Genomic DNA, 25,505 nt, shown 5'->3' with positions numbered 1-25,505 from the left:
CTACATTTTGGATACTCAACTTATACATCACTTCATAAAAAATGCCCTTGCCGAAGATGTTGGTGACGGTGATCATACTTCACTTTCAACAATTCCACCCGGAACGCAGGGAAAAGCAAAACTGATTATCAAAGAAGATGGTATTTTGGCTGGGATTGAACTGGCTCTTGAGACTTTTAAGGAAGTCGATGATACTTTAAAAGTTGATGTACTGCTGCAGGATGGTGTAGCTGTAAAAGTAGGCGATATTGCCTTAACCGTTTCTGGAAGTACACATGCTATTTTAATTGCGGAGCGTTTGGTTTTAAACTGTATGCAACGCATGAGTGGCATTGCAACTAAAACCCATCGGATTGTTTCTTTATTAAAGACAACTAAGACCAAAATTTTAGATACCCGTAAAACCACTCCAGGACTTCGCTATTTAGAAAAATGGGCTGTAAGGATCGGGGGAGGTGTAAATCACCGCATTGGTTTATATGATATGATCTTAATTAAAGATAATCATGTAGATTATGCAGGAGGAATTTCAAACGCCATTACAGCCGCTAAAAAATATCTAGTAGATCAAAATAAATCACTTCAGATTGAAATCGAGGTGCGGAACCTGGAAGAGTTATCTCAAGTTTTGGCTATTGGTGGCGTAGACCGTATAATGCTTGATAATTTCAGTTTCGAAAACTTAAGGGCTGCGGTTAAATTAATCGACGGTAAATTCATTACGGAGGCTTCTGGAGGCATTACTGAAGAGAATGTTGCCGAATATGCTGCTTGCGGAGTAGATTTTATTTCGATGGGCGCACTTACACACTCTGTGAAAAGCCTGGATATGAGTTTAAAAGCATACTAAAGTGATTTGCTATAAAATTAAAAGCTTATTTTTTGTATCATTGTAGGCTATGGTTACGGTTTATTCTCTCAGCGCGTTATTAATCGCCTATCTTTTTGGATCTATACCAACAGCTGTATGGCTTGGTCAGGCCTTTTATGGGGTTGATGTAAGGGAGTATGGAAGTGGCAACGCTGGCGCAACCAATACTTTTAGGGTATTGGGCAAAAAAGCAGGGATTGCAGTAATGATCATCGATATTGCCAAAGGTTATACTGCAACCAATCTGGCCTATTTAATCGGCATGTCGGTAACCGGACCACAAAATTCAGTTGTTTTTGTCAATTATCAACTCGCACTCGGTGTAACCGCAGTAATGGGGCATTTATTTCCTGTTTTTGCAGGTTTTAGAGGCGGAAAAGGTGTTGCTACACTTTTTGGAATGATTTTGGCAGTTAACTTCGAAGCATCTATGCTTTGTGTTCTGGTTTTTGTGGTTGTATTGTTGTTAACTAAATACGTTTCATTAAGCTCCATTTGTGCAGGATTTACTTTTCCGCTCAGTGTGGTGTTTTTGTTTCAGGTTTCCATCAAATCGGAAGTGCTTTATGGCATGGTGGTTTGTATTTTAATCTTAGTTACGCACCAAAAAAACCTCGAAAGATTGCTGAAAGGCAAAGAATCTAAAGTGTATTTGTTTAGGAAGAAAACTAATTAATTAACAAAACACATTTCATTAAAACTTATTTATAGGCTTACTGTTTAATCTTCGGTTTTGCCTATCAGTATTTACTAATCATTTAAAATCGCATTATGAAAAAGTTATTTTTAACAGCAAGCGTTGCTGGAGTATTATTATTTAACTCCTGTTCTACCGTTCCTTTAACAGGCCGTAGTCGATTTGATTTAGTGAGTAACGACCAGGTTTTGCCAATGGCTTTCCAGGCTTATAGCACCTTTTTAACGGAGAATAAAAATACAGTTTTACCAGCCTCGAATGCGCAGGCTTTGAAGGTCAAAACCATTGGTAGCAGATTAATTACGGCTGTAAAATCGTATATGAACAGCAATAATTATGGCAACCTAATTGCAGATTACCAGTGGGAAGTTAATGTGGTACAGAATAACGAAAAAAATGCCTGGTGTATGCCAGGAGGGAAGATTGTAGTTTATACCGGCATTTTACCTGTAACACAAGATGATGCTGGTTTAGCCACCGTAATGGGCCACGAGATTGCCCACGCTATTGCAGGTCACTCAGCAGAACGGATGTCGCAGGAAATGGTTGCGCAGGGTATTGGTGCAGCAGCAGGTGTTGCATTATCTAAAAACCCAAAAACACAATCTATTTTTAATACGCTTTATGGTGTAGGTACACCAGTGGCGATGTTAAAATTCAGCCGTAATCAAGAATTAGAAGCCGATCGTTTAGGCTTGATTTTTATGGCCATGGCCGGATACAATCCACAAAATGCCACTGCTTTCTGGAATAGAATGTCGGCGGCATCGGCAGGTGCTCAAAAACCAGCCGAGTTTTTAAGTACCCACCCAAGCGATGCTACACGTATTGCACAGATCCAAAAATATTTACCTGAAGCACAGCAGTATTATAAGAAATAGGTTTAAGGTTTAAGATGCAAGGTTTTGCATGAGGCAGAATTTCTACCTTTTTTGCTTTCCGTCACCCTGAATTTATTTCAGGGTCTTTCTAACATTATTTGGTCTTAGCGTCGCGCTAAGATCTTTTTATGAATTAAGGTTTAAGATATTGGTAAGTCTTAGCGAGATGCTAAAACTAGAAAATTTTGGGTTAAAGATTTTTCACTGCGTTCAGAATGACATATTATATAAGAACAGATGAGAACAACTGAACAAATTAACTGCCCAGTACCTTCAAAATTGCACTGGCCTTCAGTAAACACTCTTCGTATTCTGAAACAGCATTGCTTTGGTAGGTAATGGCTCCTCCAACCTGAAAGGATAAATAACCAGCTTCAGCATTGTACAAAATACTCCTGATAACCACATTGAAATCGAAATCACCATCTGGACTGATGCAGCCAAAGGAACCGGAATAAATACCTCTTTTGGTTACTTCATAGTCTTCAATTAATTTCATTGCTTTAACCTTTGGTGCACCTGTCATAGAGCCCATTGGAAATGCATTTTTAATGGCGTCGATAAAGTGAATCGATGGATTTAGTTCACAGCAAATGGTAGAAATCATTTGATGGACCTGTGGGAAGCTGTAGATGCCAAATAACTCGTCGACGGTAACGGAACCCTTAACGGCCGATTTAGTGAGGTCGTGGCGTACCAGATCAACAATCATTACATTTTCTGCCTGCTCTTTAATATCATTCCTGAGTTGCAGCTTTATGGCTTCATCTTCTGCTAGATCAGAACTTCGTTTTGCAGTGCCCTTTATAGGTTGTGAAGTGAGTTTCGATCCACGTTTGCATAAAAAACGTTCTGGCGTAGCAGATAAAATATATTTACCCTGAACTTTAAAATAACCAGCAAATGGGGTAGGAGAAACCTGGTTTAACACCTCGAAAGTTTGAACGGGATCTATTTTTATATTTTCAGCAAAAAACTCCTGACAGAAGTTAACTTCATAAATATCGCCACGAATAATATGATCTCTTAAAGCTTCAACTTTTTGAATATACTGATTTTTCGACAAGCGTTGTGTTATCGTTATATTCTTAGATTGGATTTCTGTTTGATGCTGAAAGGAATCTATCTGAGCTAAAATCGATTCAGGGCCAATCAGAACCTCGGCCTTCCCATTTTTGAAGGCTATGAGGTACTTCGGAACAAAAAAGTATAGATCTGGGAAATTTAAATGATCCGAATTATTAGAGTGAAGGTCTTCTATTTCGTTTTTTAAATCGTAGCTGAAAAAACCGAAAACCCACTGCTTATGCGTAGCATAAAAGCTTTTTAGTTGATCAAACGCATCACCTACCGCGCATTTTAGTTCATGATGTGCATCAGCAGCGATAATGAAATCGTAGGCCGAGTAGGCATCTTTGTAGTTATTTGAATCTAAAAAGCAACAAACTTCGAACTGGTTGGCCCAATGCAAAGCTTTTTGTTTAAAATGGGATATGTTTTGTGTGGTTTTCAAGCTGCGGCAAAGGTAACTAAACGCTACATAAGTGGAAAGATACTCAGGATACAATATTCAATTTAATCCATTTCACTGGACAACGTTTGAAAACAAGTATAAATAGCAAAGAATTAATACTTTTTAGGATTCATTTTGGTGTGTCTGACCCTTAAGATCCTTATGGTTTGATTTTCGTTTCGATAAGAAACTCTAAAATGATGTTTTTCAAAAGCACGGTATGTTCCGTCATTGTCTTTTTTATGTTGATCAATTTTATGCTTTTCGGGATGGTCAGCAATATCGCCCACTCCTTTAGTTAGGTCGTTGATAACTTTTAGAGCACTTTGAATAGACTCCGTGCTGATGTATTCGTATATTTTCTTTAATTGATTCTGGGCTGGTTTAGTCCAGACAATTTTGAGACTATTTTTTACCAACTTTTAATCTCATTTAATAGTTGATTGTGGGTTATATAGTTTCCTTTCTTGAATTCTGTTTCTGCAGCTAAGAGTTCGTTATTGTAGTGTTCGATGGTAATGTTTGGGTCTTCACTTTTACGCTTTATAAATGCTTTAAGCATTTTAATAACAGAACTTTTTTCGACATTGTCTAGCTGAGTAAAATAATTAAGCATTTCGCTTTCTAAAATAGTTGCCATAATAAAATGTTTCTACTCAAAAATAACTAAATAGATGCTGATAAACAAGTTGCTAAGTTAATTTGCTATCAATTGATAAGAGTTGTCAACTTTCTGGCGCTTCTGTCATTAAAGTTGACAACTCTGAAATGAAAAAGCAACCCATTATGGATTGCTTTTTTTTATAGGTCGTCATGCTGAATTTATTTCAGCATCTAATAGACCCTGAAATAAATTCAGAGTGACGAAAATAGTATTTTAACGTAATTCTAAAGTTTGTGCTCTATCTGGTCCTACTGAAAGGAATTTGATCGGCACTTCTAATTCTTTTTCCAAGAACGCTATGTAATCAGTTAATTTAGCTGGGATTTCATCTACAGAAGTAATTTTAGTTACATCGGTAGCCCAACCGTCAATTGCTTTCAATACTGGTTTTGGTTCGATTGAAATGATGTCATACGGCATGTAATCAATTGTTTCGCCATTGTATTCGTAGTGTGTACAAGCATAAATGGTATCGAAAGTATCCAAAACATCAGCTTTCATCATAATTAACTCGGTTACACCGTTTAACATGATGGCATATTTTAATGCAGGAAGATCGATCCAGCCACAACGACGGGCACGGCCTGTAGTTGCACCAAATTCGTGGCCTAAAGCGCGTAAATTTTCGCCAACTTCGTTATCTAATTCAGTAGGGAAAGGACCACCACCAACACGTGTGCAATATGCTTTGAAGATACCATAAACAGCACCTACTTTATTAGGCGCAATACCTAAACCAGTACAGGCACCTGCAGTTGTAGTATTACTAGAAGTTACAAAAGGATATGAACCAAAATCTACGTCCAACAATGTTCCTTGTGCACCTTCGGCTAAAACCGCTTTTCCTTCTTTTAAGAAACCATTTACATAATGTTCGCTATCTACGTGAGGGATGGTTTTTAAGAATTCGATTGCTTCAAAGAATGATGCTTCTTTCTCCACTAATTCATATTCGAAACCTTCGTAATGAGAAAGGATTTCAGTATGTTTTTCTACCAATTTAGCATAACGCTCTTTAAAGTCAGGTAGTGTAGTATCGCCAACACGTAAACCGTTACGGCCGGTTTTATCCATATAAGTTGGACCAATACCTTTTAAGGTTGATCCAATTTTATTTTTACCCATGCGTGCCTCGTTAGCTGCATCCAATAATTGGTGGGTTGGTAAAATTAAGTGTGCTTTACGGGCAATCACCAATTTGCCATCGGCAACAGGGTCATGACCAGCTTTTTTTAAATTATCTAACTCTCTTTTTAGGATAATAGGGTCGATTACTACACCATTACCGATAAGATTCATGGTTTTTTCGTTAAAAATTCCTGAAGGGATTGTATTTAAAACGAATTTTTTGCCATCGAACTCTAAAGTATGTCCGGCATTTGGGCCACCCTGAAAACGGGCAATAAGATCATATTTTGGACTTAGTACATCAACGATTTTTCCCTTTCCTTCATCACCCCATTGCAGGCCGAGAAGTACATCTACTTGCGTCATTATTTAATAAATTAAGCTGGTTTTATTTGTATTTTGATTTAATTTTCTACAATCTTTGCGGCTGTTGCTGCGCTTTCGTTTACTTTTCTGGCCATACTGCAATCAGAGCAGAAACCATAAAGATTTAACGAATGGTGTTTCACATCAAATTTTAAAAGATCACCAACCATGGTTTGGATCTGGTGGATGCGTGGATCGCAGAATTCTACTACTTTACCACATTCGATACATATTACGTGATCGTGCTGGCGGTAACCATAAGATTTTTCGAATTGTGCCATATTTTTACCAAACTGGTGTTTGGTAACTAAATCGCATGAAACCAGTAACTCCAATGTATTATAAACCGTAGCACGACTTACGCGGTACTTTTGGTTTTTCATGTGGATATAAAGGGTTTCTACATCAAAGTGATCGTTTCTTGAATATATTTCTTCCAATATAGCGAAACGCTCTGGTGTTTTACGTAGATTTTTGTTTTCTAAATAAGCCTCAAAAATCTTGCGAACGAGCTCATTTGTTTTTTGTTCAGACATAGTTTTTAAACTCCATTCAAAGGTAGGTAAATTGTTTTGAAAAATGATTACACCGATGAAATGATTACATAGATTTGAATTGTTTGATTGTTATATTGTGACTTCGGACTCCGGACTAAAGACTTCGGACTAATTAGGCATCAAACCTCGTTACTCCGGTAACACCTCTAACTTTTAATAAATTTTTGATCAGGTTTTCCAGGTGTTCGGTATCATTTACAAAAATCATAATCGAACCATCAAAAATCCCTTCGTTGGTATCAACAGTAATCGATCTCATATTTACTTTAAAGTCGGTAGAAATAACCCTGGTGATGTTATTGATCAAACCTACATCATCAATGCCTACAATGCGTAAGCCGGTTAAGAAAGTTAATTCCTGCTGTTTGTTCCATTTGGCTTTCACTACGCGATAACCATAATTGGCCATTAGCTGCGCAGCGTTAGGGCAGTTGGTACGGTGTATTTTAATACCTTCACTCACGGTAATAAAGCCAAAAACATCATCGCCGGGAATTGGGTTACAACAGGCGGCCAAGGTATAATCGATGCGCTGCATATCTTCACCAATCAATAAAATATCAGATTCTCCACCTTTAATTTTACTCTTGATTCCGTCAACTGAAAGATTTTCCGGACGTTCTGGTCCACGGTTTTCAACTTCTTTCTCACTCGATAGATACTCTTTTATATCTTTTAGTTCGATCTTGCCAAGGGCTACATTTACAAAAAGCTCTTGTGTAGAAGGTAATTTAAAGAAATAACTTAGCTTTTGTAGATTATCAGTATTGTAGGTGATTTTTAATGATTTCAGTTTTCTTTCTAAGATTTCCTTGCCATTTTCGGCAATTTTCCGCTTTTCTTCTTTTAAAGATGACTTAATTTTCGATTTCGCCTTGGCCGTAACCACCACATTTAGCCAATCTTCTTTAGGCGTTTGTTTGCTCGAGGTGATAATCTCAACCTGATCGCCATTTTGAAGCTTATACGAAATAGGAACCAGTTTGTGATTCACTTTAGCGCCTATACAGGTTGCACCTACATCGGTATGGATCTCGAAAGCAAAATCTAATGCAGTAGCGCCTAAAGGCAACTGGATTAAGGCCCCTTTTGGCGTGAAAATAAAAATCTCATCCGAGAAAAGGTTCATCTTGAAATCGTCCAGGAAATCTAAAGCGTTGGCTTCCGGGTTGCTCAGCATTTCGCGAACTTTCTGGATCCACTGATCCAGACCATTATCATTACTCGATTCTTTATATTTCCAGTGTGCAGCAAAACCTTTCTCTGCAATTTCGTTCATGCGTTGTGTACGGATCTGTACCTCAACCCATTGTCCGCGTGGCCCCATTACCGTAGTATGCAAACTTTCGTAGCCATTTCCTTTTGGTGAGGAAACCCAATCGCGTAAACGATCTGGATTTGGGCGGTATAAATCGGTAACAATTGAATAGGCTTTCCAGCAATCGGCCTTTTCATTTTCAGGTGCCGAGTCCAAAATAATCCGGATGGCAAAAAGATCGTAAACCTCTTCGAAAGGAATATTTTTCTTTTTCATCTTGTTCCAGATGGAGTGGATTGATTTCGGCCTGCCGTAAACATCTGCCACTAAACCCTGTTCGTGAACAATTTCATCAATCGGTTCGACGAATTTTTTGATGAAAAGCGCACGTTCGGCCTTTTTCTCATTTAATTTTTTTGCAATGAATTTGTAAGTGTCAGGGTCGAGATATTTCATCGAAAGATCTTCCAACTCTGATTTAATGGCATATAAACCCAATCTATGGGCTAATGGTGCGTATAAATAAATGGTTTCTGAAGCGATTTTAAGCTGCTTGTGGCGGGGCATAAAATCCATAGTACGCATATTATGCAAACGATCGGCAAGTTTGATCAGGATTACCCTTACATCATCAGCCAGGGTAAGCAGCATTTTACGGAAATTTTCGGCCTGTAACGAACTGTTGGTATCAAAAACGCCTGATATTTTGGTTAAACCGTCGATAATTTTAGCGGTTTTCTTACCAAATTCGCGTTCAATATCTTCTAAGGTGATATCGGTATCTTCTACCACATCGTGCAATAAGGCACATACAATAGAAGTTGTTCCAAGGCCAATTTCTTCAGCAGCAATCTGCGCCACCGCTATTGGATGGTAAATGTATGGTTCGCCAGATTTTCGACGCATGTCTTTATGGCTCTCCAGTGCCATATCGAAAGCTTTCCTGATTTCTTTTTTATCGCCCTTTTGTAAAGTAGATTTGCTTGCCCGTAGTAATGCCCTATATCTTTTTAGAATCTCTTGCTTTTCCGCCTCTAAATCAATCACTAACTCTGTTTTCATTTGTATTTTTTGCGTAAAAATTGCGTCTTATTTATGAATAAAACTTATATTAGTTTTGTGAAACACCTAATATATGAAATAACACCTAACTTTGTAAAAGTATAAATTTATGAAAATTAAAGGGCTCTTTTTTCTTTGTATTGTAATGATTTGTAGCATTTCGCTATGGGCCCAGGATCCTACTGCCCCTGTATTTCCTAAAATGGGTAAAAGCGATACGATTAGAGTAGCCTCAACAAATGACAATGGTGTAATGATTCCATGGATGCAGCTTAACGAAGTATCTATTTACGCAGCTAGGATCTGGAAATCCCCGGCAGAACAGGCTGCATATAATCGCTTAAGGTATAATGTATTAAAAGTAATGCCATATGCACTGTTTGCAAAGCGCAGATATGAGCAATTAGAGCAGGATATTGCCCGTACGCCAGAGAAAAAAGAACAGAAACAACTGGTTAAACAATGTGATAAAGAAATTAAAGACATGTTTAACCGCGAAATAAAGGAATTAACCATTACTCAAGGTCAGATTTTAACGAAACTGATTGACCGTGAAGTGGGCAGAACAACATACGATATTGTAAAGCAGACCAAAGGTGGTTTCGCTGCATTTTCTTATCAGATTGTGGCCCGCGTGGTAGGACATAATTTAAAAAGCACTTACGATCCGAATGAGGATAAGGATATAGAATCTATTATCCGTACTTCAGGATTTTATCAATAACATATAATGCAGGAACGCATTCCGAATATTTATTCATTTAAGGTTAAAAAAATTAATGGCGAAGAGCAGCCGTTATCAGCCTACCGCAATAAAGTTATTTTAATTGTAAATACCGCATCAGAATGTGGTTTTACACCACAATTAAAGGAATTACAGCAGCTAAAAGACGAGATTAATAGTCCTGATTTTGAAATTCTGGGCTTTCCTACCAACGATTTTGGAAAACAGGAACCGCTTAATGGATCTGATATTGCATCTTTCTGTGAGATTAACCATGGCGTAAAGTTTCCGGTTTTTGATAAGATTATGGTACGTGGTGCACATGCCCACCCACTTTATCAATTTCTGAGCGATAAAAAACAAAACTCAAAATTAAGTTCGAAACCCCGTTGGAACTTTCATAAATACATCGTAAATAAAAATGGAGAGTTGGAAGATTATTTCTTACCCTTCACCAAGCCATTGAGTTCGAAAATTAAAAAGAAAATTCAGCAACTGCTGAGTCAAAATACCCAATAATTACATCATGAAGTTAGATATTTTAGTTATAGCCGTGCATCCTGATGATGCAGAGCTTTGCTGTTCAGGTACTATTTTAAAACATATTGCCCTTGGTAAAAAAGTTGGAATTGTAGATTTAACCAGAGGCGAGCTGGGTACGCGTGGTACTGCAGAAACAAGAGATGAAGAGGCTGCAGACTCTGCGAAAATTTTGGGTTTGCATGTTCGCGAGAATTTGAGAATGAGGGATGGGTTTTTTCAGAATGATGAATCTCATCGTTTAGAAGTAATTAAAGCCATCAGAAAATACCAGCCAGAAATTATTTTAAGCAATGCGCTGGAAGATCGTCACCCCGATCATGGCAGAGCTGGAGACCTGGTGTACGATTCAGTTTTTTTATCAGGTTTGCCAAAAATAGAAACGTCGATAGATGGTGTTAAACAAGAAGCGCACCGCCCGAGGTTATTATTGCAATATATTCAAGACAGGTACTTAAAACCTGATATCATTGTGGATATATCTGACCACATGGATAAGAAAATCGAATCGATCAAAGCTTTTAAAACCCAGTTTTATAATCCTGATGTAGATGGCTTGCAAACCTATATTTCTTCTCCAGAGTTTTTTGAAAGCGTAATTGGCCGTTCGAGAGAATTTGGTAAAAGCATCGGCACCACTTTTGGTGAGGGCTTTACCTCAAGGAAATTGTTGGGGGTTGATAATTTGTTTGATTTAAGGTAGAGAATTTCTTGAGATTAGTCCCTTTATGAGATCGTCACCCTGAATTTAGTTCAGGGTCTTTCTTGTATAAACTTTCTTTTTAAGACCCTGAAATAAATTCAGGGTGACGACTGGCGGTTAGAAAAATCCGCAGTCCAACAAAACCGCCCTTCGTTTGTTATTCTCAAAACGAATAATAATGGCGAATATATTCTCTTCTCTCAAAAACGCGTACAATCTTTTTAAACATGTAGATTTCGATAAGTTAGAAGCTTTATCGAAAAAAGTCGATTTACCCAAAATGGTCGAAACCATATCCAATCTGGATGATAAACAGATTCAGGGGATGATGAAAATGATGGGTGGATCGGGTAAAAAGCGAGAATTACCCCCAATTGAAGGTGATTTTTATCATTTGGGCGACGAAGCGCTCAAGGATGAGGATCGCGAACTCCAGTTAAAAGTGCGTGCTTTTTTAGAAAAAGAAGTAAAACCCATTGTAAACCATTACTGGAACAAAGCCGAGTTTCCTTTCGAAATTATCCCAAAACTTGCTGAGCTTAATATCTGTGGCTTAACCTATAAAGGTTATGGCTGTCCTGGGAAATCGAATTTGATGGAAGGGATTTTAGCGATGGAAATGGCTCGGATAGATACCTCAATTTCAACTTTTTTTGGCGTACAGAGTGGTTTGGCTATGGGATCGATCTATTTATGTGGATCGGAAGAGCAAAAACAGCAGTGGTTGCCATTAATGCAGCAATTTAAAATTATTGGTGCATTTGGGCTAACCGAGCCGGAAGTTGGCTCAGCAGCGGCTGGAGGCTTAACCACAACCTGTAAAAAAATAGATGGTAAATGGATTTTAAATGGTCAGAAAAAATGGATCGGTAACGCCACTTTCGCCGATATCTTAATTATTTGGGCACGAGATGAAGAGAGTGGAGAAGTGAAGGGCTTTATTGTAAAAAAAGATAATCCGGGTTTTGCCGTAGAAAAAATGCAGGATAAAATGGCTCTTAGGATTGTGCAGAATGGAATTATCACCTTAACCAACTGTGAGGTAGAAGAAACAGACCGCCTGCAAAATGCAAACTCATTTAAAGATACAGCAAAGGTGTTGCAAATGACAAGGGCAGGGGTAGCCTGGCAGGCTGTTGGTTGCGCCCGTGGTGCTTACGAAAATGCATTGGATTATACCCGCACCCGAAAACAGTTTGGTAAACCTATTGCATCTTTTCAATTGATTCAAAACCATTTAGTTGAGATGTTGTCTAATTTGACGGCCATGCAAACATTATGTTTTAGGCTGTCACAATTGCAGGATCAGGGCTTGTTGAAAGACGAACACGCTTCGTTAGCAAAGGTATTCTGTTCGTTACGTACACGTGATGTGGTCAGTAAAGCAAGAGAGGTGATGGGTGGAAATGGTATTTTACTGGAATATAATGTAGCGCGTTTTGTGGCCGATGCTGAAGCAATTTATTCGTACGAAGGCACAAAAGAGATAAATACCTTGATTGTAGGTAGAGCTATAACGGGATTTTCTGCTTTCGTTTAGAGCAGGAGAAACTCACGAAGTTTAAAGGGCTAATGTGCATGGGAAACTTCGTGAGTTTTGAGCTGGGGTAATTAGTTGCTTGCCATTCTGGGCGTAGTCGAAGGCTGATATAGTATGATAAATAGCAGGATTTTTAGGGTTAGGAAACGAATGTCAGCATTTCATAGGTGCTGTAGTCCTGCCATTCGCTGTAGTCCCGACGAAAAGTCGGGAGCTGCCGCTGCTGTCAGGTTTACTGAACAGCGGTTTCTTTTCAAGGCACAAAACATTGTTCATAAACCCGATTGGAATGGATGCCGATTTCCTTCAAATTGGCAGGAGGGAAAGCGGGACTGAAAATGCCAAGTACACAGAACCCTTCATTTCCAAATCAATAAGACTAAATATTTTTGGATATCCCTTTCAAGTTTTACACTTCTATTGATACGGATATTTATTAAACGCTGTCTGGCTCATTGCACTTTTTTCAAATAAAGCAATACAGTTTTTGTTAAAAGATGGATCGAAGTTTATTGCTCCAGGCTGTAATGTATTTGGAATATTTCCGTTTTGCATAAAGAAATAAACTTTCGTATTGCCGTATTTGGTATGGGGCATTAAATTGCCATAATCTTCCATTTCTTTCCATACCGAATCTTTAACCGTAACGATATAAATCCGCTGTACCGGACCAGTATTGTTTGCATTTCTATACTTGGTAACTTCTTTAAAACCGGCTTTCATGTCCTCAATCCCAGGCTGATCAAAAACAGCCTTAACCATGAAAAAAATCAATACTAAAATACCTGCAACTAAGAAATAAACGAACGATTTTCTATTCATGCCTACAATAAAGGCAATATTTTTTTCATAACCGTCAAGCCTTCGTCAATATGTTTTTGCTCAATGCAAAGTGCCGGGCGAAAGCGTATCGTTTTTTCACCACAACCTAAAAACATCACATTGTTTTCCAATCCTTTGCCAATAAATGCATTGCGCATTTCTTTTGTAGGGAAATCAAAAGAACACAACAAACCTCTGCCACGAACATTTGTCATTTGATCAAATTTATGCGATAGGTTTTCTAGTTGATCTCTCAAGTAAGTACCCACTTTTTCAGCATTCTCACAAAGCTGATCTTCTTCTACAATTTGTAAGATCTGCGTTGAACGAACCATATCAACCAAATTGCCTCCCCATGTTGAGTTAATACGACTTGGCACTTTAAATACATTAGTTTCAATTTCGTCTACCTTATTGCCGACAAGGATACCGCAAACCTGCATTTTTTTTCCAAAAGCGATGATATCTGGTCGAGCTTTTTCACTAAAATGTTGATGGCACCAGAATTTACCTGTTAACCCAACGCCGGTTTGTACTTCGTCATAAATCAAAAAGGCATCATTTTCATCGGCCAAAGCCTTAAGTTGGATCAAAAATTCTTCACGCAGGTGATTATCTCCACCTTCAGATTGGATTGGCTCTACAATTATAGCACAGATATCGTCTTTATTATCTGCAAAGGCTTTTTTGATCTGTGCTAAAGATGTTTCTTCGGTTTGAATGGCATGATTTAAATTATTTCCCGAAAGTGGAAATTTAACTTCCGGAACAGCCACTCTTGGCCAATCGAATTTGGCAAACCACTTGGTTTTATCGGGTAGGGTATTGGTTAAGCTTAAAGTATAGCCGGTTCTGCCATGAAAAGCCCTTTCGAAGTGTAAAACCTTAAAACCTTTTTCTTCAGTATATCCTTTTGCAAAGTTTTTTTGAACTTTCCAGTCCATGGCTACCTTAATTGCATTTTCTACTGCTAAGCCTCCACCTGCAATAAAAAAAGCATGTGGCAGGTAATCAGGAATACCGACTTTAGAAAATGTTTCAACAAATTGTGCATACTGCTGGGTGTAAACATCAGAGTTCGATGGATTGGCTAATGCAGCGAGAAGAAGATTTTTTTTAAACGCTTCATCATTGATCATTTTAGGGTGGTTATAACCTAAAGGAACGGAAGCAAAACAAGTGAAAAAATCGAGTAAAGTTCTGTTGTGTTTAGCATCGTAAATGTAAGCACCATGACTTTTTTCCATATCATAAGTCAGGTCGAAACCATCGGCCAAAATGTGCTTACTTAACGATTCGTTAACGCGATCTGCAGGTACTGTTAATTGATACATAAATTTGGTTTTGGTATAATTCAAATTTAGTTAAATGTGCCTAAAATCAAAATTTAAGCACTTTTTGAGCATTTTACATAAAAAATAGGTTTAAAACGTTTATTGTATGATTTATAAAAAATACCCCATTATTTGCTATTTATATACATATTTTTTAACTTAGGGGAAAAACAAGGGGAAAAACTAATGTGCGTTTAAATGAAATCAACGAAGGTTTTGAAAACATGGAACGATATCGAGTTCAAGCTATATGTTCCGAAGAAAATAGACTCAAATAACAAGATAGAGGTGCATTTTTCATTTTTGAACCCGGAAACGGGAAAAAACAAGAACATAAAAAAAAGCACAGGAATTGACAGATATGCGTCAAAAAAAATCTATACCGAGCAGGCTAACACCTTAATTGAAGCAATGATTGAACTTTTGACGGCAGGTTGGAATCCCATAAGTGACACCTATCCAGACTATATCAAACTTACCAGTCAGAGCAAAACAGGGGAGTGTATTAGGTCCTGGATACAACTGCGGACTCTTGATCTTGAAAACGGAATAATTGGTCAAGAAGAACTCAAAACAACTGTCTTCTTGTTTAACTTCTATTCCGACTTTCTTAAAAAGAACAATGTGTATATGCAGAAGCCTTCACATTTTACCGTTAACGATATTAATCTCTTTATGCGTACTATGGAAAGGAAAAGAGGCTTATCACCAGTTACCTACAATTCCTATCTGTATCGGCTGAATTTTTTCTATAAATTCCTTTATCATGAACGGGTTATTACCTACAATCCATGTTCAGTCGCATTTAAATATAAAACCAAAAACTTAAAAACACGATTTGAAATATTTGAACCTGAGGAACTGCAAATGGTGAGGGAATTATTGGTGAGTACTCCCAATTATCGTGATCTTCTAATAGCATGTAAGTTTCTCTTTGAATATAATATCCGCGAAGCTGAACAGTTGAGAATTAAAATTAGCTGGATAAACTGGGAAAAGGGTGAGCTAACAATTCCTGAAAAGGTCATAGAAAGGGAACGGACCATAAATGGTACAAAAAATGGACTAATGGCAAAGTTTCAGCTAAGAACAGACATGCTTGATCTTTTGGAACAATATATCGGAGATAAAGGCGATGAATCCAATTTTCTTTTCGGCGGACACTACAAGCCGGGTGCAGTACAGAGAGGCAAGCAATTCCTGAGCAACCGATGGTGGAGATTCAGGGAGGATTTTAAACTTTCAAAGAACCTTAAACTTTACGCGCTAAAGCATACTGGTAATTACGAGAGCCTGGAAGCAGTAGGTATAGAGAAGCTTTCCAAGATGGCGAGACATGCCTCTATAACCCAAACCCAGGATTATGTCAAATCAAAGCTTAACAGGGAGGTGATCAAAATAGATGGAAAGGTTGGGTTTTAATCCAGTTTCCGTTTTCTGGTCAAAAGTTTGTGTTTAACTGAAGCCTTTCGATCTTCTCTGTTAGTATCTTGTTTCTTTGATCTCTTCGGGGTTGTGTACAATTTCTTTAAAAAGCCAACATCACATTGAAGGATCTCGGTAACTCCCCAGATTCGAAATAGTAATTTTTTTAACAATTCGATTTCTCCAGTTTGGATTTGTTCATCTTCGCATTTTTCTGACATTGTTGAATTTTGTCCCCTGTCATCGTATTTTTTTCTCATTACGAAATATTTTGGTATAAAAATAGTGGCTTTGTTCTCGATTTTTTGACAACATCAAAAAAGTGTGAAGTTTTTATTGAGAATCGAGTTCGGTGGAAAAGCATCAAAAGAGGGATCAATTGCGGCTTGCATTACCAGTCAAGGCATATGGTTGTTTTAAATTGCGATATCATCTTAGCAATCGCAGTTCGTTGGGTAACTGGGAGAAGTAAATGTATACACCTGCGGCACGCATTACCTTTACCGGGAGAGCGACCATGAAAGACAAAAACGATTTTCTGAATGCATCTCAGTCTGTTACCCGGTCTCTCATCCATTAAGGAAAAGTCCAATTGTAAAATAGCTTTTTTACCATAATAGCTTTGACCTATTCATCCTTCGGTAAATTGCAGGCTATAGATTATTTTAAAGGGGGGAATCTTTTTCAGTCATGTATAATCATCCCCACCTACAAAATCATATACAGAGATTCCAGAAATGAAAATGATTTGGTGATACCAATTTTTGATTTCTTGATGAACCGCTAACAATATGTCACCCAATTTAATTTCTCTGGAATTCATTGTGTTTTTTATTTTAAGTATCGTTATTTGAGAAAATAATAAGATGGGTTTTTAATATAAATTGCATTTTCAGTAATAATACCTTCTATACTGGCACGTGCTCGAAGTTACGGGTGCCGTGAAAATTCTTGCACTGAAGTAACAATGTTAAAGGTATCATAAACTACCTTTGTTATGGACTTATGATACTAGCAACTTAGATTAGGATGATTAGCTCGGAAATTAATATGTTTTATAATCAATACGTTAATGGACACCATCCTACTGAAGATGGCTTTCTAGGACATTTTGATTTCTTATTATGGAAAGATCTCCAAAAAGATCTTTCTGCTTGTGAACGGCTTCAAAGGAAACCTTTTTATAAAATTGCCCTTGTAAGTGGAAATGCCGTTTACCAATCCAAAGCAATCCAAATCCCTATCTCAGGATGTAATATTATTTTTAGTGACCCATTCTCAAGGTTTTCATTTACGACGAGTGATGAGAAATTTGAAGGGCAGTATTGTGTCTTTAGCGATACTTTTCTTAGGGGGACGAGCAAGTTTAGTTTAGCCACACTACCTATTTTTCAAAGCAATGACATTTATGTAAAGCCGCTATCCAAACTCCGATATGATGATTTGATGATTTTATTTGAACAGATACAAAATGAGCACGGATCAGCCTATCCATACAAAGAACAATTAATCAGAAACCGCATTTTAGATGTAATTCATTATGTACAGAAACTCGATGAGAATTTTTATAATTTTGGGCCTACAGGTGAGGAACGCCTTAATGAACGTTTTCTAAAAACCCTGGAAAATGCGTTCTATGACATCAATTTGGATAATATACTTGAAAGTAAATCTCCTTCCTATTATGCAGAACTACTCAACACCACCGTAGACAATCTTAATAAAGTATTAAAAGCTTCAATGGGTAGGACTACGCAAGCTATCATTCAGGATAGAATCATAGAGGAGGCCAATGTGCTTCTGAGACATACTAGTCTCAGTGTCAAGGAAATTGGCTGGTGCATGCGTTTTCTGGAGACTTCACATTTCCAAAACTTTTATAAGAGACTAACGGGTTATACCCCTGTCCAATACAGGACCAGATAGTTTTTTTGCAACTTTTTGCCGTTTTTTTGTACATAAACATCTTCGCCGCTACTATAGCTTTGTGCAAAATTTAATATAGCTATGGAAAAATCATTTTTAGTTATCGGTACGGGCGAAGTAGGAATCGCCATGTTAGACAGTCTTTATAACTATATAGCAACAACCCAACAACAGTTCACTATTGGTGCATTGGTTCAGTCTTCGAGTGCCGGTAATGGAAGCACGCTCCAGTCAAGATTTATCGGTCTCGCCATTGAAGCAGTGGATTTGGTGTCGGAAAGCATTGAAAATCTAGCAAGCATTTTTGGGAAATATGATACAGTAATATGTTGCAGTGGATTTTCAATCGGGGCCGGTATGCAGGTAAAAATTACAAAAGCGGTCTTGGAGGGTGGAATAAGAAGATATGTACCTTGGCAATTTGGCGCTGATTACGATAAGATTGGCCGTGGGAGTGCACAGCCGGTTTTTGATGAACAGCTTGATGTTAGGGATCTGCTTAGAGCACAAAATAAAACAAGTTGGGTAATTGTGTCTACAGGGATGATCACTAGCTTCTTGTTTCGTGAAGAGTTCGGCGTGATTAACTTATCTAAAAAGGTTATCCACGCGCTGGGTGATTGGCAACATTCCTTAACTTTAACTTCGTGTGAGGATATCGGTACCGTTACAGTTGCGATCTTGTTCCATCAACCAGAAGTATTGGACCAAGTCGTATTTGTTTCTGGTGATACAGTAACCTTTCAGGAAATCGCAGATAAAATGGAAAGCTTGTTCGAGACAGGCTTTGAGCGTGTATTGTGGAGTCGCACTTACCTTGAGCAGAAGGTGAATGATGATCCGGATGATGTATTCAACCGCTATCGTTTAGTATTTACACATCCTGGAGTGACTTGGCCTATGAACGATACGTTCAATCACCGTAACAACATACCCACAACTGGAATTGTACAATGGGCTAACACGCATGTTGCAATTATTTAAAATCCCAAATTCTGCTCACGAAAGCTTTATTGAATCTCGAAGCATTATAAGTGTTCAAAGCTGTTGTGCTACATGAGTTTGTACGGGTTTAGGATTAATTTAAAAATAAAGGCCTGGTTCATTATTTGATCCAGGTCTCGAATATTTAATATTACTTTGTGGCTTAAAAGACTATAAATCTGTAAAGTTGAAGGCTGCTTCAATATGGAGCGAAAAGTGTAATGAAGATATGTATGGCAATGGCGCTGGGATTCCGCTAAAAGCATACACTTAATAAATCCAACTTTAACCTTGCGGCTTGGAGGATTTTTCATTTGAGCAAATGCTCGACTGTAACAGTTGTAATTGCAAAAATCAAAATACTTGCCGGTACGCTGATTAAAAATTGCATTTATCAACAATTCAAATATTCTAATTTGACTTATTTATTTTGCATATCAGCTTAAGCCTGCCCTGAATTCCAATGGCGTCTGGTTGGTTTTGGATTTGAATAAACTACTGAATGATTGTGGGTATTGAAAACCTAGTGCATAAGCAATTTCACTTATGGATAAAGCAGTAGAGGAAAGTTTTTCTTTGGCTTTGTCAATGAGCTTTTCGTGGATATGCTGCTGAGCTGTTAGGCCTGAGTGTTGTTTTAACACATCTGAAAAATATTTATCGGAAAGATTCAGCGCGCTTGCAAACCCATGAACTGTTGGTAAGCCGTTTATTGCAATTTCATGCTCAAAATAATCATTTAAGAGTTTTTTAAACTTTGAAAGCAAGGTGTCATTTGCAGGCTTTCTCACCACAAACTGGCGATTGTAATACCTGTTGCTATAGGTAAGCAACAGTTCCAGGTTAGCAATAACCAAGTCCTGACTGAACCTATCTATGGGCAGACGGTATTCGTTCCAAATCTGGAGAAGAATATTTTCCATTACTTTCTCTTCATCTTCTGACAGGATTAAGGCCTCATTTACTTCATATTCAAAAAAACCATAACTTTGAACTCCTTGATGAAGTCCATACCCGCCCAAAAAATCTGGGCTGATGTTTATTGACCATCCCGATACAGGCAATAAAACACCGGGCTCGGCAATGCTTACCTGCCGGGGAGAAAAATAAGACATTACACCTTCATCAAAATCATAGGCTGTTTGACCATATTGTATCTTGTTGGGGCAGTTTTTCTTAAATACGATCTGGTAATAATCAAAAATTAGTTTCGTCCTTTCTGTTATGTGTACCTGAGGTATATCTTCAAATTTATAAATGCTGAATAATGGATGTTTCGGTTTTTCTATATGGAGACTTTGGTGGCATTGGGTTATTGATTTAATATGAACAGTTTCCATCTTATATATGTGCCTTTAAAGTTAATTAATTAATCCCATCTGTTTACGTTTTTGCCTACCCATAGTTTTTGCTATAAATCTTTGAGGCAAAATCGCGGATATTTTTTGAAATAATCTGTTTTTACTTCCAGATACCCAAAATTCCTTCTTTTTTTCAAAAGCCGTTATTAATTCCCCAGCCACTTGCTCGGGTGTTTGCGTGTTGCTATTACTCGTAACAGCCTTACCCCACTCATTATTATTTTCTTTTGTATTCATGAAATTGGATGTTGTGAGCCCTGGACTGAACAACATTACATTTACATTATATGGTCGGCATTCTTCCGCCAAAGCATAAGTGAATGTTTTTACAAAATGCTTGGAACCTGCATATACTGCCATATAAGGGCTCGCTATAAATGCAATCATCGACGCTATATTTATGATCGTTCCAGACTTTTTAGCAATCATATCTTTTATAAAATAGTGAGATAGCGAAACCAAACAAGAATTGTTTAACTGGATAATTTCCAACTCACCCCCTAAGTCGTTTTGATAAAATTCTCCGCTTGACCCTTTTCCTGCATTGTTTATGAGCACATCTATGTTTATCCCACGCTTCATAGTTTCTTCATAAATAAACCGCGGCGTTTCAGTCTTATACAGATCTGCCACTATATACTGGGCTGTGATAGCATACTTCAAGTGAAGTTCAATACAAAGCTCGGCTAATTTTTTTTCGTTTCTCGCTACAAGCATTAAGTTATGGTTTTTTGCTGCGAATTGATAGGCTATTGCCTTACCAATTCCGTCTGAGGCACCTGTGATCAAAGTCGCGTTCATATCGTTTCTATTTTTATGAGACAAAGTTCAATTTTTAAAAGTTCCAAAGTGTAAGCGAAAGACGGAATCTTGTATTCAAAACTCGGAATAAGGAAGTAACACACATTAAAGAGCCAAGCTTCTACTGCGCCAAAACCTTATAAAATTTTTAATTTTACAAGGTAGATTATCTGCACATGGATAAACGGCTTTGCAAACCATAAAAGAAAGTCCTTTTTGGCAATCTGTTTCTGGTGATAATTACTCCTTTAGTCAATCATGCTGCCTTATGGAAATAACATATTCGGATGGAGTCATTTTAAACTGTTTCGCAAAACTTCTTGAAAACTGCGTTTGAGAACTAAATCCTGTAATCGCAGCAATTTTAAGAATCTTGAACTGCCCTTCACTTAGTAATAATGCAGCATGTTTAAGCCGGGTTATGTTCACTAGCTCGTGTGGTGAAAGATTTGATATGGCCTTTGTTTTTCGGTAAAGCGTCGGCCTGGACATATTCATAGCATCGGCCAGAAAATCAACATCCAGTGTGGTATCGGACATATTTTTTACAATCGTATCATTTAGCTTGTCGAGAAAAGCTTCATCAGCCTTATTATAGGCCATGCTTTTCAGATGGACCAACGGAGACTGGGCAAAGTGTGTTCGGATTTTTTCTCTTACATTTAATAGGTTTGATATTTGGGTTAACAGATGATTGGGTGAAAATGGCTTCTCAATATATGCGTCTGCGCCAGCCTCGAGCCCTTCAATTTTTGTCTGCAGATTACTTTTAGCTGTTAGCATTATTAAAGGAATATGGGCATAATCAACATTATCTTTTATCGTTTTACATAATTCCAACCCATCCATTACAGGCATGATGATGTCGCTAATAATTAACTGCACACTCGTTTGCCTTAATAGGTCCATAGCCATCAATCCATTTTCAACTGCAAACACATTAAACTCCTCATTTAAGATATTTACTATGAACTTTCGAAGGTCTGCATTGTCTTCAACAACCAACACGTTGGGAGCATCAGAAGCTAACTTTTTAGATCCTGTCCCGCTTGATTCAGGGAAGGCCCCATTTTTATAAGTCATTGTATATTCTTGATTATGGCGTTTGGGCAGCTTGAGTTCAAAATGAGTATAATTATCATTTTGTAGAACAAGAGATAAACTGCCATCATGTAATTCAGCAAGCGACCTTGCCAGGGAAAGCCCAATTCCTGAACCTCTTATGCCCTTAACATCTTCTATGCGGTAAAAAGGCTCAAATATCTTTTCTCTGTATTTTTCAGCTATAGGAAGGCCATCATTGATGAATTGTATGTTGAATGTTTCTTGATCGGATAGGATTTTGATCCAAACAGCTTTGGACGCATATTTCAGGGCGTTATCAAGCAAATTACTAATGATTTTATTTAAAGCTTCGGCATCGGCATAGACTACCAATGCATTTGTATCCAGATCAAGATTCAACGATATTTTTTTTTCGTCGATTATGGGCTGAAACCTTGTGCAGGTCTGTCTCATCAGCTGATTTACATCTAGGCTTACAAAACTGAGGTTAAAACCTTCCTGTTCTGTTTTTCTAAAATCGAGAAGCTGATTACATAATTCAATGAGACGATGGGTATTTTGCTTCATGATCTGGAGATTGGAGCTAATTTCAGCAGACCGCCCCGATATTCTGATCACTTCTTCCAAAGGACCATGAATGAGGCTAAGTGGAGTTCTTATTTCATGGGTTACCTGGGTGAAAAAATTAATCTTTGCATGGTATAGCTCCTTATCATTTTCCACTTCCCAACGCTCAATTTTTCTCTGATAGCGCGACAACAGCCTTTTGTGATTGGCTTTGATAAGTACGATCACTATTGATGTAACAATCAATCCGTAGAAGGTTAAAGCGATCGTAGAGAGCCAAAAAGGAGGGGTAATGATGATTTTTAATGATTTTACTTGGTTGTTCCACGTTCTGCCATTATTAGAGGCTTTTACTAAAAACTCGTATTTTCCGGGTGGAAGACTGGTGAAATAAACCTTTCTGTTTCTCTTTAGGTATGTCCATTTATCATCAAGACCTTTCAACATAAATGCATATTCAGTCATAGCCGGTGAGGTAAAACCCAGCGCAGCAAAATCAATGCTGAAATTAGATTGATTGTGATTCAGTTTAATCTCCTCTGTAAAATCGATAGGCCTAACTAAAGGTGAGTTTTTTTCTCCGGAGGTAAGTTCCTCATTATCCACCTGAAATCCAGTAATAAATATTTTTGAAACAGTTTTGTTTTCCCGGAAATGTTCAGGCATAAAAGAAATCATTCCTTTTACACTTCCAAAATACATCTGACCTGCAGGATTCTTGAAGGCAGAATTATAATTAAATTGGTCTCCTAACAGGCCGCTAGATCTGGTATAAGTAATAATCTTTCCACTTTTTTGGTTAAATGATACCAAGCCTTTCGAGGTACTGATCCATAAATTTCTGTTTTTATCCTCCAAAATCTTGTAAAAAATATTAGATGGGAAGCCATCTGCCGTGGTATAACGTTTGAAAATTTTCTCCCCCTTTTTCAGCACGCAGAGCCCATCTTCGGTCGTTACCCAGAGATTGTGCATCGAATCCTGAAAAAGTCCGTTAATTTCATTGCTACTTAAACTGTTTTTATCCTGACTGTTGAAAGAATAATTTCCGGATTGATTATTTTTTCTATTATAGAACCAAAGACCGTCGCGTAATGTACCTGCCCATAATATACCTTCTTTGCTTTCCAGTAATGCGGCATAATGCCTGTTGCCAGGGAATTCATTTAATAAAATAAAATCATCACTTCTTTCCCGATATTTGTATAAACCTGTTGCAGTTCCAACCAGGAGTTCTCCATTGCTATCTACAAGCAGGCTTTCGATAAAGTTACTTTTTAGCTGATTCGGTGCAGGCCCTGCTTTATATTTTTTAATTATACGGTTTGTATTGATATCCATAACATCCAGCCCTTGTTCAAAAGTGCCTATCCAGAGTCTGTTGCCTTTAACTGCAAGGCCGTGTATATTGGAATGCGAAATACCCTGACCATCATCCTGAGGAATAAAATTGTGAAAAATCCCTGTTTTTGGATCGAACCTGTTCAGTCCGGCGTCCTCGGAGCCTATCCAGAGTTTTCCGTTTTTATCCTGTAGAATTTCCCTAACCGCGTTACCCTTAAGGTTATTTCCAGCACTTCCGGGATAGAATTTATCAAATGAGGTGTATTGCTGAGGGTAATAGCTTAGCCCACCAAAATAAGTTCCACACCATATTCCTCCTTCCTTATCACGGGTAATTGTATACACGGCATTGTCTGAAATGGTATAAAAGTCATTTATCTTATTGCGCAACTGATCATATTTTTTTGTGCGAATGTTATAGATGAATATTCCCGATTCGCTAGCGATCCAATATTCTTCCGGGCTTCTTTGCAAAAAATCCCTGGCAAAAACATTTGTCCCATCTGTATTCCGCATAGGTAGCTGCTTTGTCGTGTGATCAGTTATACTAAAAAGTTTTACCCCATCATTTGATGTTCCTATAATAATATGGCCATCTCCCGTGTCCTTAATCTTTTCGATCCATTTTGATAATGGGGAAGACGTCCCATCAAATGTGCTATAGACTTTATGTCCATCAGAGTCCATTCCATATTTTTGAAGATATCCCTGAGCTGTGGATACCCATATATCACCTTCTCTGGTAATAGTCAATGAGGTTGCTCCTCCATATTGCTCTCCAGTGAAGTCATTTATTTTTTTTGAATGGATATCATACCGCAATAATGTGTTGTTAGCAATAAACCACACCCGGCCCTTAACATCAACTGATATCGTACTGATATCTTTCTCCCCGGTCTCATCGATCAAATGAAAAGTGTCCTTTATTGGGTTATATCTATACAAACCTTTTCGGGTTCCCACCCATAACATACCCCGGTTGTCTTCAAATAAGGAATGGATGAAATTATGCCCAAGGCTTTCAGGTTTTGATGGATCATTACGGAAAATCTTAAACCGGTATCCATCAAACCGGTTTAAACCATTTTTGGTGCCAAACCACATAAAGCCATTCATGTCCTGAAGGCTGCAGATTACCGAGTTGTAAGAAAGACCTGATTCTACCTGATAATGCCTGAAAGTGTATGCCTGTCCAAAAAGTTGTTGGTGGATACACAAAAACGTAATACAGACAAATATTTGGTTAAGCTGTTTGAAAAAAAACATCATTAAATATAACTCAAATTCCGAACAATAAACTTAGACAGCATAAAAACGGGCTTTAAAGATGATAATTGATACGTAATGAACATAAATTGAACTAAAGTATCTA

General features: G+C 37.8%; 22 protein-coding genes. 10 read left to right on the top strand and 12 right to left on the bottom strand.

Features of this window, described 5'->3' with window-relative positions; genetic code table 11:
• The first annotated feature begins 7 nt into the window (after positions 1 to 7).
• From nadC to ACTJKN_RS15815, 3 genes are all read left to right on the top strand, one after another.
• Positions 8 to 850 (top strand): carboxylating nicotinate-nucleotide diphosphorylase, encoded by an 843-nt coding sequence (gene nadC, locus ACTJKN_RS15825; RefSeq protein ID WP_440826491.1) that lies wholly within the window; start codon positions 8 to 10, stop codon positions 848 to 850.
• Positions 851 to 899: 49 nt separating this feature from the next.
• On the top strand, positions 900 to 1,547 hold the full coding sequence (plsY, locus tag ACTJKN_RS15820) for a glycerol-3-phosphate 1-O-acyltransferase PlsY (RefSeq protein ID WP_029279402.1): 648 nt from the start codon (positions 900 to 902) through the stop codon (positions 1,545 to 1,547).
• Between the two features lie 95 nt (positions 1,548 to 1,642).
• On the top strand, positions 1,643 to 2,449 hold the full coding sequence (locus ACTJKN_RS15815) for a M48 family metallopeptidase (protein ID WP_440826489.1): 807 nt from the start codon (positions 1,643 to 1,645) through the stop codon (positions 2,447 to 2,449).
• Positions 2,450 to 2,705: 256 nt separating this feature from the next.
• On the opposite strand, the gene ACTJKN_RS15810 is transcribed toward ACTJKN_RS15815, so the two are convergent.
• From ACTJKN_RS15810 to ACTJKN_RS15785, 6 genes are all read right to left on the bottom strand, one after another.
• On the bottom strand, positions 2,706 to 3,920 hold the full coding sequence (locus ACTJKN_RS15810) for an anthranilate synthase component I family protein (protein WP_440826487.1): 1,215 nt from the start codon (positions 3,918 to 3,920) through the stop codon (positions 2,706 to 2,708).
• Positions 3,921 to 4,075: 155 nt separating this feature from the next.
• Positions 4,076 to 4,381, bottom strand: coding sequence for a type II toxin-antitoxin system RelE/ParE family toxin (locus ACTJKN_RS15805; protein WP_440826485.1), 306 nt, complete (start codon positions 4,379 to 4,381; stop codon positions 4,076 to 4,078).
• The gene (locus tag ACTJKN_RS15800) at positions 4,375 to 4,602 is read right to left on the bottom strand and encodes a hypothetical protein (RefSeq protein WP_440826484.1); all 228 of its coding nucleotides are present in this window, start codon (positions 4,600 to 4,602) and stop codon (positions 4,375 to 4,377) included. Before ACTJKN_RS15800 ends, ACTJKN_RS15805 begins: the two co-directional genes overlap by 7 nt.
• Before the next feature lie 237 nt (positions 4,603 to 4,839).
• Positions 4,840 to 6,120, bottom strand: coding sequence for an adenylosuccinate synthase (locus ACTJKN_RS15795; protein WP_440826482.1), 1,281 nt, complete (start codon positions 6,118 to 6,120; stop codon positions 4,840 to 4,842).
• A gap of 38 nt (positions 6,121 to 6,158) precedes the next feature.
• Complete coding sequence (locus tag ACTJKN_RS15790; RefSeq protein ID WP_057933641.1) at positions 6,159 to 6,656, bottom strand: Fur family transcriptional regulator; 498 nt, start codon at positions 6,654 to 6,656, stop codon at positions 6,159 to 6,161.
• A 133-nt stretch (positions 6,657 to 6,789) separates the two neighbouring features.
• Complete coding sequence (locus tag ACTJKN_RS15785) at positions 6,790 to 8,997, bottom strand: RelA/SpoT family protein (protein ID WP_055906427.1); 2,208 nt, start codon at positions 8,995 to 8,997, stop codon at positions 6,790 to 6,792.
• Positions 8,998 to 9,106: 109 nt separating this feature from the next.
• Between ACTJKN_RS15785 and ACTJKN_RS15780 the strand changes: the two genes are divergently transcribed.
• The 4 genes from ACTJKN_RS15780 to ACTJKN_RS15765 all read left to right on the top strand — a co-directional run bounded on the left by ACTJKN_RS15780 (position 9,107) and on the right by ACTJKN_RS15765 (position 12,504).
• The gene (locus ACTJKN_RS15780; RefSeq protein WP_440826479.1) at positions 9,107 to 9,721 is read left to right on the top strand and encodes a DUF4294 domain-containing protein; all 615 of its coding nucleotides are present in this window, start codon (positions 9,107 to 9,109) and stop codon (positions 9,719 to 9,721) included.
• A 6-nt stretch (positions 9,722 to 9,727) separates the two neighbouring features.
• A complete protein-coding gene (locus tag ACTJKN_RS15775) occupies positions 9,728 to 10,240 on the top strand; it encodes a glutathione peroxidase (protein WP_440826477.1) in 513 nt (170 codons plus the stop codon).
• A gap of 7 nt (positions 10,241 to 10,247) precedes the next feature.
• Positions 10,248 to 10,964 carry a bacillithiol biosynthesis deacetylase BshB1 gene (gene bshB1 / locus ACTJKN_RS15770; protein ID WP_440826475.1) on the top strand — a complete coding sequence of 239 codons (717 nt, stop codon included), beginning with the start codon at positions 10,248 to 10,250 and terminating at the stop codon, positions 10,962 to 10,964.
• A gap of 178 nt (positions 10,965 to 11,142) precedes the next feature.
• Positions 11,143 to 12,504, top strand: coding sequence for an acyl-CoA dehydrogenase family protein (locus ACTJKN_RS15765; RefSeq protein ID WP_440826474.1), 1,362 nt, complete (start codon positions 11,143 to 11,145; stop codon positions 12,502 to 12,504).
• Between the two features lie 417 nt (positions 12,505 to 12,921).
• Here ACTJKN_RS15765 and ACTJKN_RS15760 read toward each other — a convergent pair whose 3' ends face one another.
• Positions 12,922 to 13,326, bottom strand: coding sequence for a hypothetical protein (locus tag ACTJKN_RS15760; protein WP_440826472.1), 405 nt, complete (start codon positions 13,324 to 13,326; stop codon positions 12,922 to 12,924).
• A gap of 2 nt (positions 13,327 to 13,328) precedes the next feature.
• Positions 13,329 to 14,660 carry an L-lysine 6-transaminase gene (gene lat / locus ACTJKN_RS15755; protein WP_440826470.1) on the bottom strand — a complete coding sequence of 444 codons (1,332 nt, stop codon included), beginning with the start codon at positions 14,658 to 14,660 and terminating at the stop codon, positions 13,329 to 13,331.
• A 198-nt stretch (positions 14,661 to 14,858) separates the two neighbouring features.
• On the opposite strand from lat, the gene ACTJKN_RS15750 reads away from it, so the two are divergent.
• Positions 14,859 to 16,082, top strand: a complete 1,224-nt coding sequence (locus ACTJKN_RS15750) for a tyrosine-type recombinase/integrase (protein WP_440826468.1) — start codon at positions 14,859 to 14,861, stop codon at positions 16,080 to 16,082.
• Here the strand turns inward: ACTJKN_RS15750 and ACTJKN_RS15745 are convergent.
• Positions 16,079 to 16,345, bottom strand: coding sequence for a hypothetical protein (locus tag ACTJKN_RS15745; RefSeq protein WP_440826466.1), 267 nt, complete (start codon positions 16,343 to 16,345; stop codon positions 16,079 to 16,081). The genes ACTJKN_RS15750 and ACTJKN_RS15745 overlap by 4 nt on opposite strands.
• Positions 16,346 to 17,135: 790 nt before the next feature.
• On the opposite strand from ACTJKN_RS15745, the gene ACTJKN_RS15740 reads away from it, so the two are divergent.
• Both ACTJKN_RS15740 and ACTJKN_RS15735 read left to right on the top strand, forming a co-directional pair.
• Positions 17,136 to 18,011, top strand: a complete 876-nt coding sequence (locus ACTJKN_RS15740) for a helix-turn-helix transcriptional regulator (protein WP_440826464.1) — start codon at positions 17,136 to 17,138, stop codon at positions 18,009 to 18,011.
• An 81-nt stretch (positions 18,012 to 18,092) separates the two neighbouring features.
• Entirely contained in the window at positions 18,093 to 18,995 is a 903-nt protein-coding gene (locus ACTJKN_RS15735; protein WP_440826463.1) for an aromatic alcohol reductase, read from the top strand.
• A gap of 437 nt (positions 18,996 to 19,432) precedes the next feature.
• On the opposite strand, the gene ACTJKN_RS15730 is transcribed toward ACTJKN_RS15735, so the two are convergent.
• From ACTJKN_RS15730 to ACTJKN_RS15720, 3 genes are all read right to left on the bottom strand, one after another.
• Positions 19,433 to 20,335, bottom strand: a complete 903-nt coding sequence (locus tag ACTJKN_RS15730; protein WP_440826461.1) for a helix-turn-helix domain-containing protein — start codon at positions 20,333 to 20,335, stop codon at positions 19,433 to 19,435.
• A gap of 21 nt (positions 20,336 to 20,356) precedes the next feature.
• Positions 20,357 to 21,157 carry an SDR family NAD(P)-dependent oxidoreductase gene (locus tag ACTJKN_RS15725; protein WP_440826459.1) on the bottom strand — a complete coding sequence of 267 codons (801 nt, stop codon included), beginning with the start codon at positions 21,155 to 21,157 and terminating at the stop codon, positions 20,357 to 20,359.
• A 252-nt stretch (positions 21,158 to 21,409) separates the two neighbouring features.
• On the bottom strand, positions 21,410 to 25,402 hold the full coding sequence (locus ACTJKN_RS15720; RefSeq protein WP_440826457.1) for a hybrid sensor histidine kinase/response regulator transcription factor: 3,993 nt from the start codon (positions 25,400 to 25,402) through the stop codon (positions 21,410 to 21,412).
• Between the last annotated feature and the right edge of the window lie 103 nt (positions 25,403 to 25,505).

The organism is Pedobacter sp. 22163, assembly GCF_052045595.1.
GTDB lineage: Bacteria > Bacteroidota > Bacteroidia > Sphingobacteriales > Sphingobacteriaceae > Pedobacter.
Note: the sequence above shows the minus strand (reverse complement) of the source record. Positions and strands in the feature narration are given on the sequence as shown.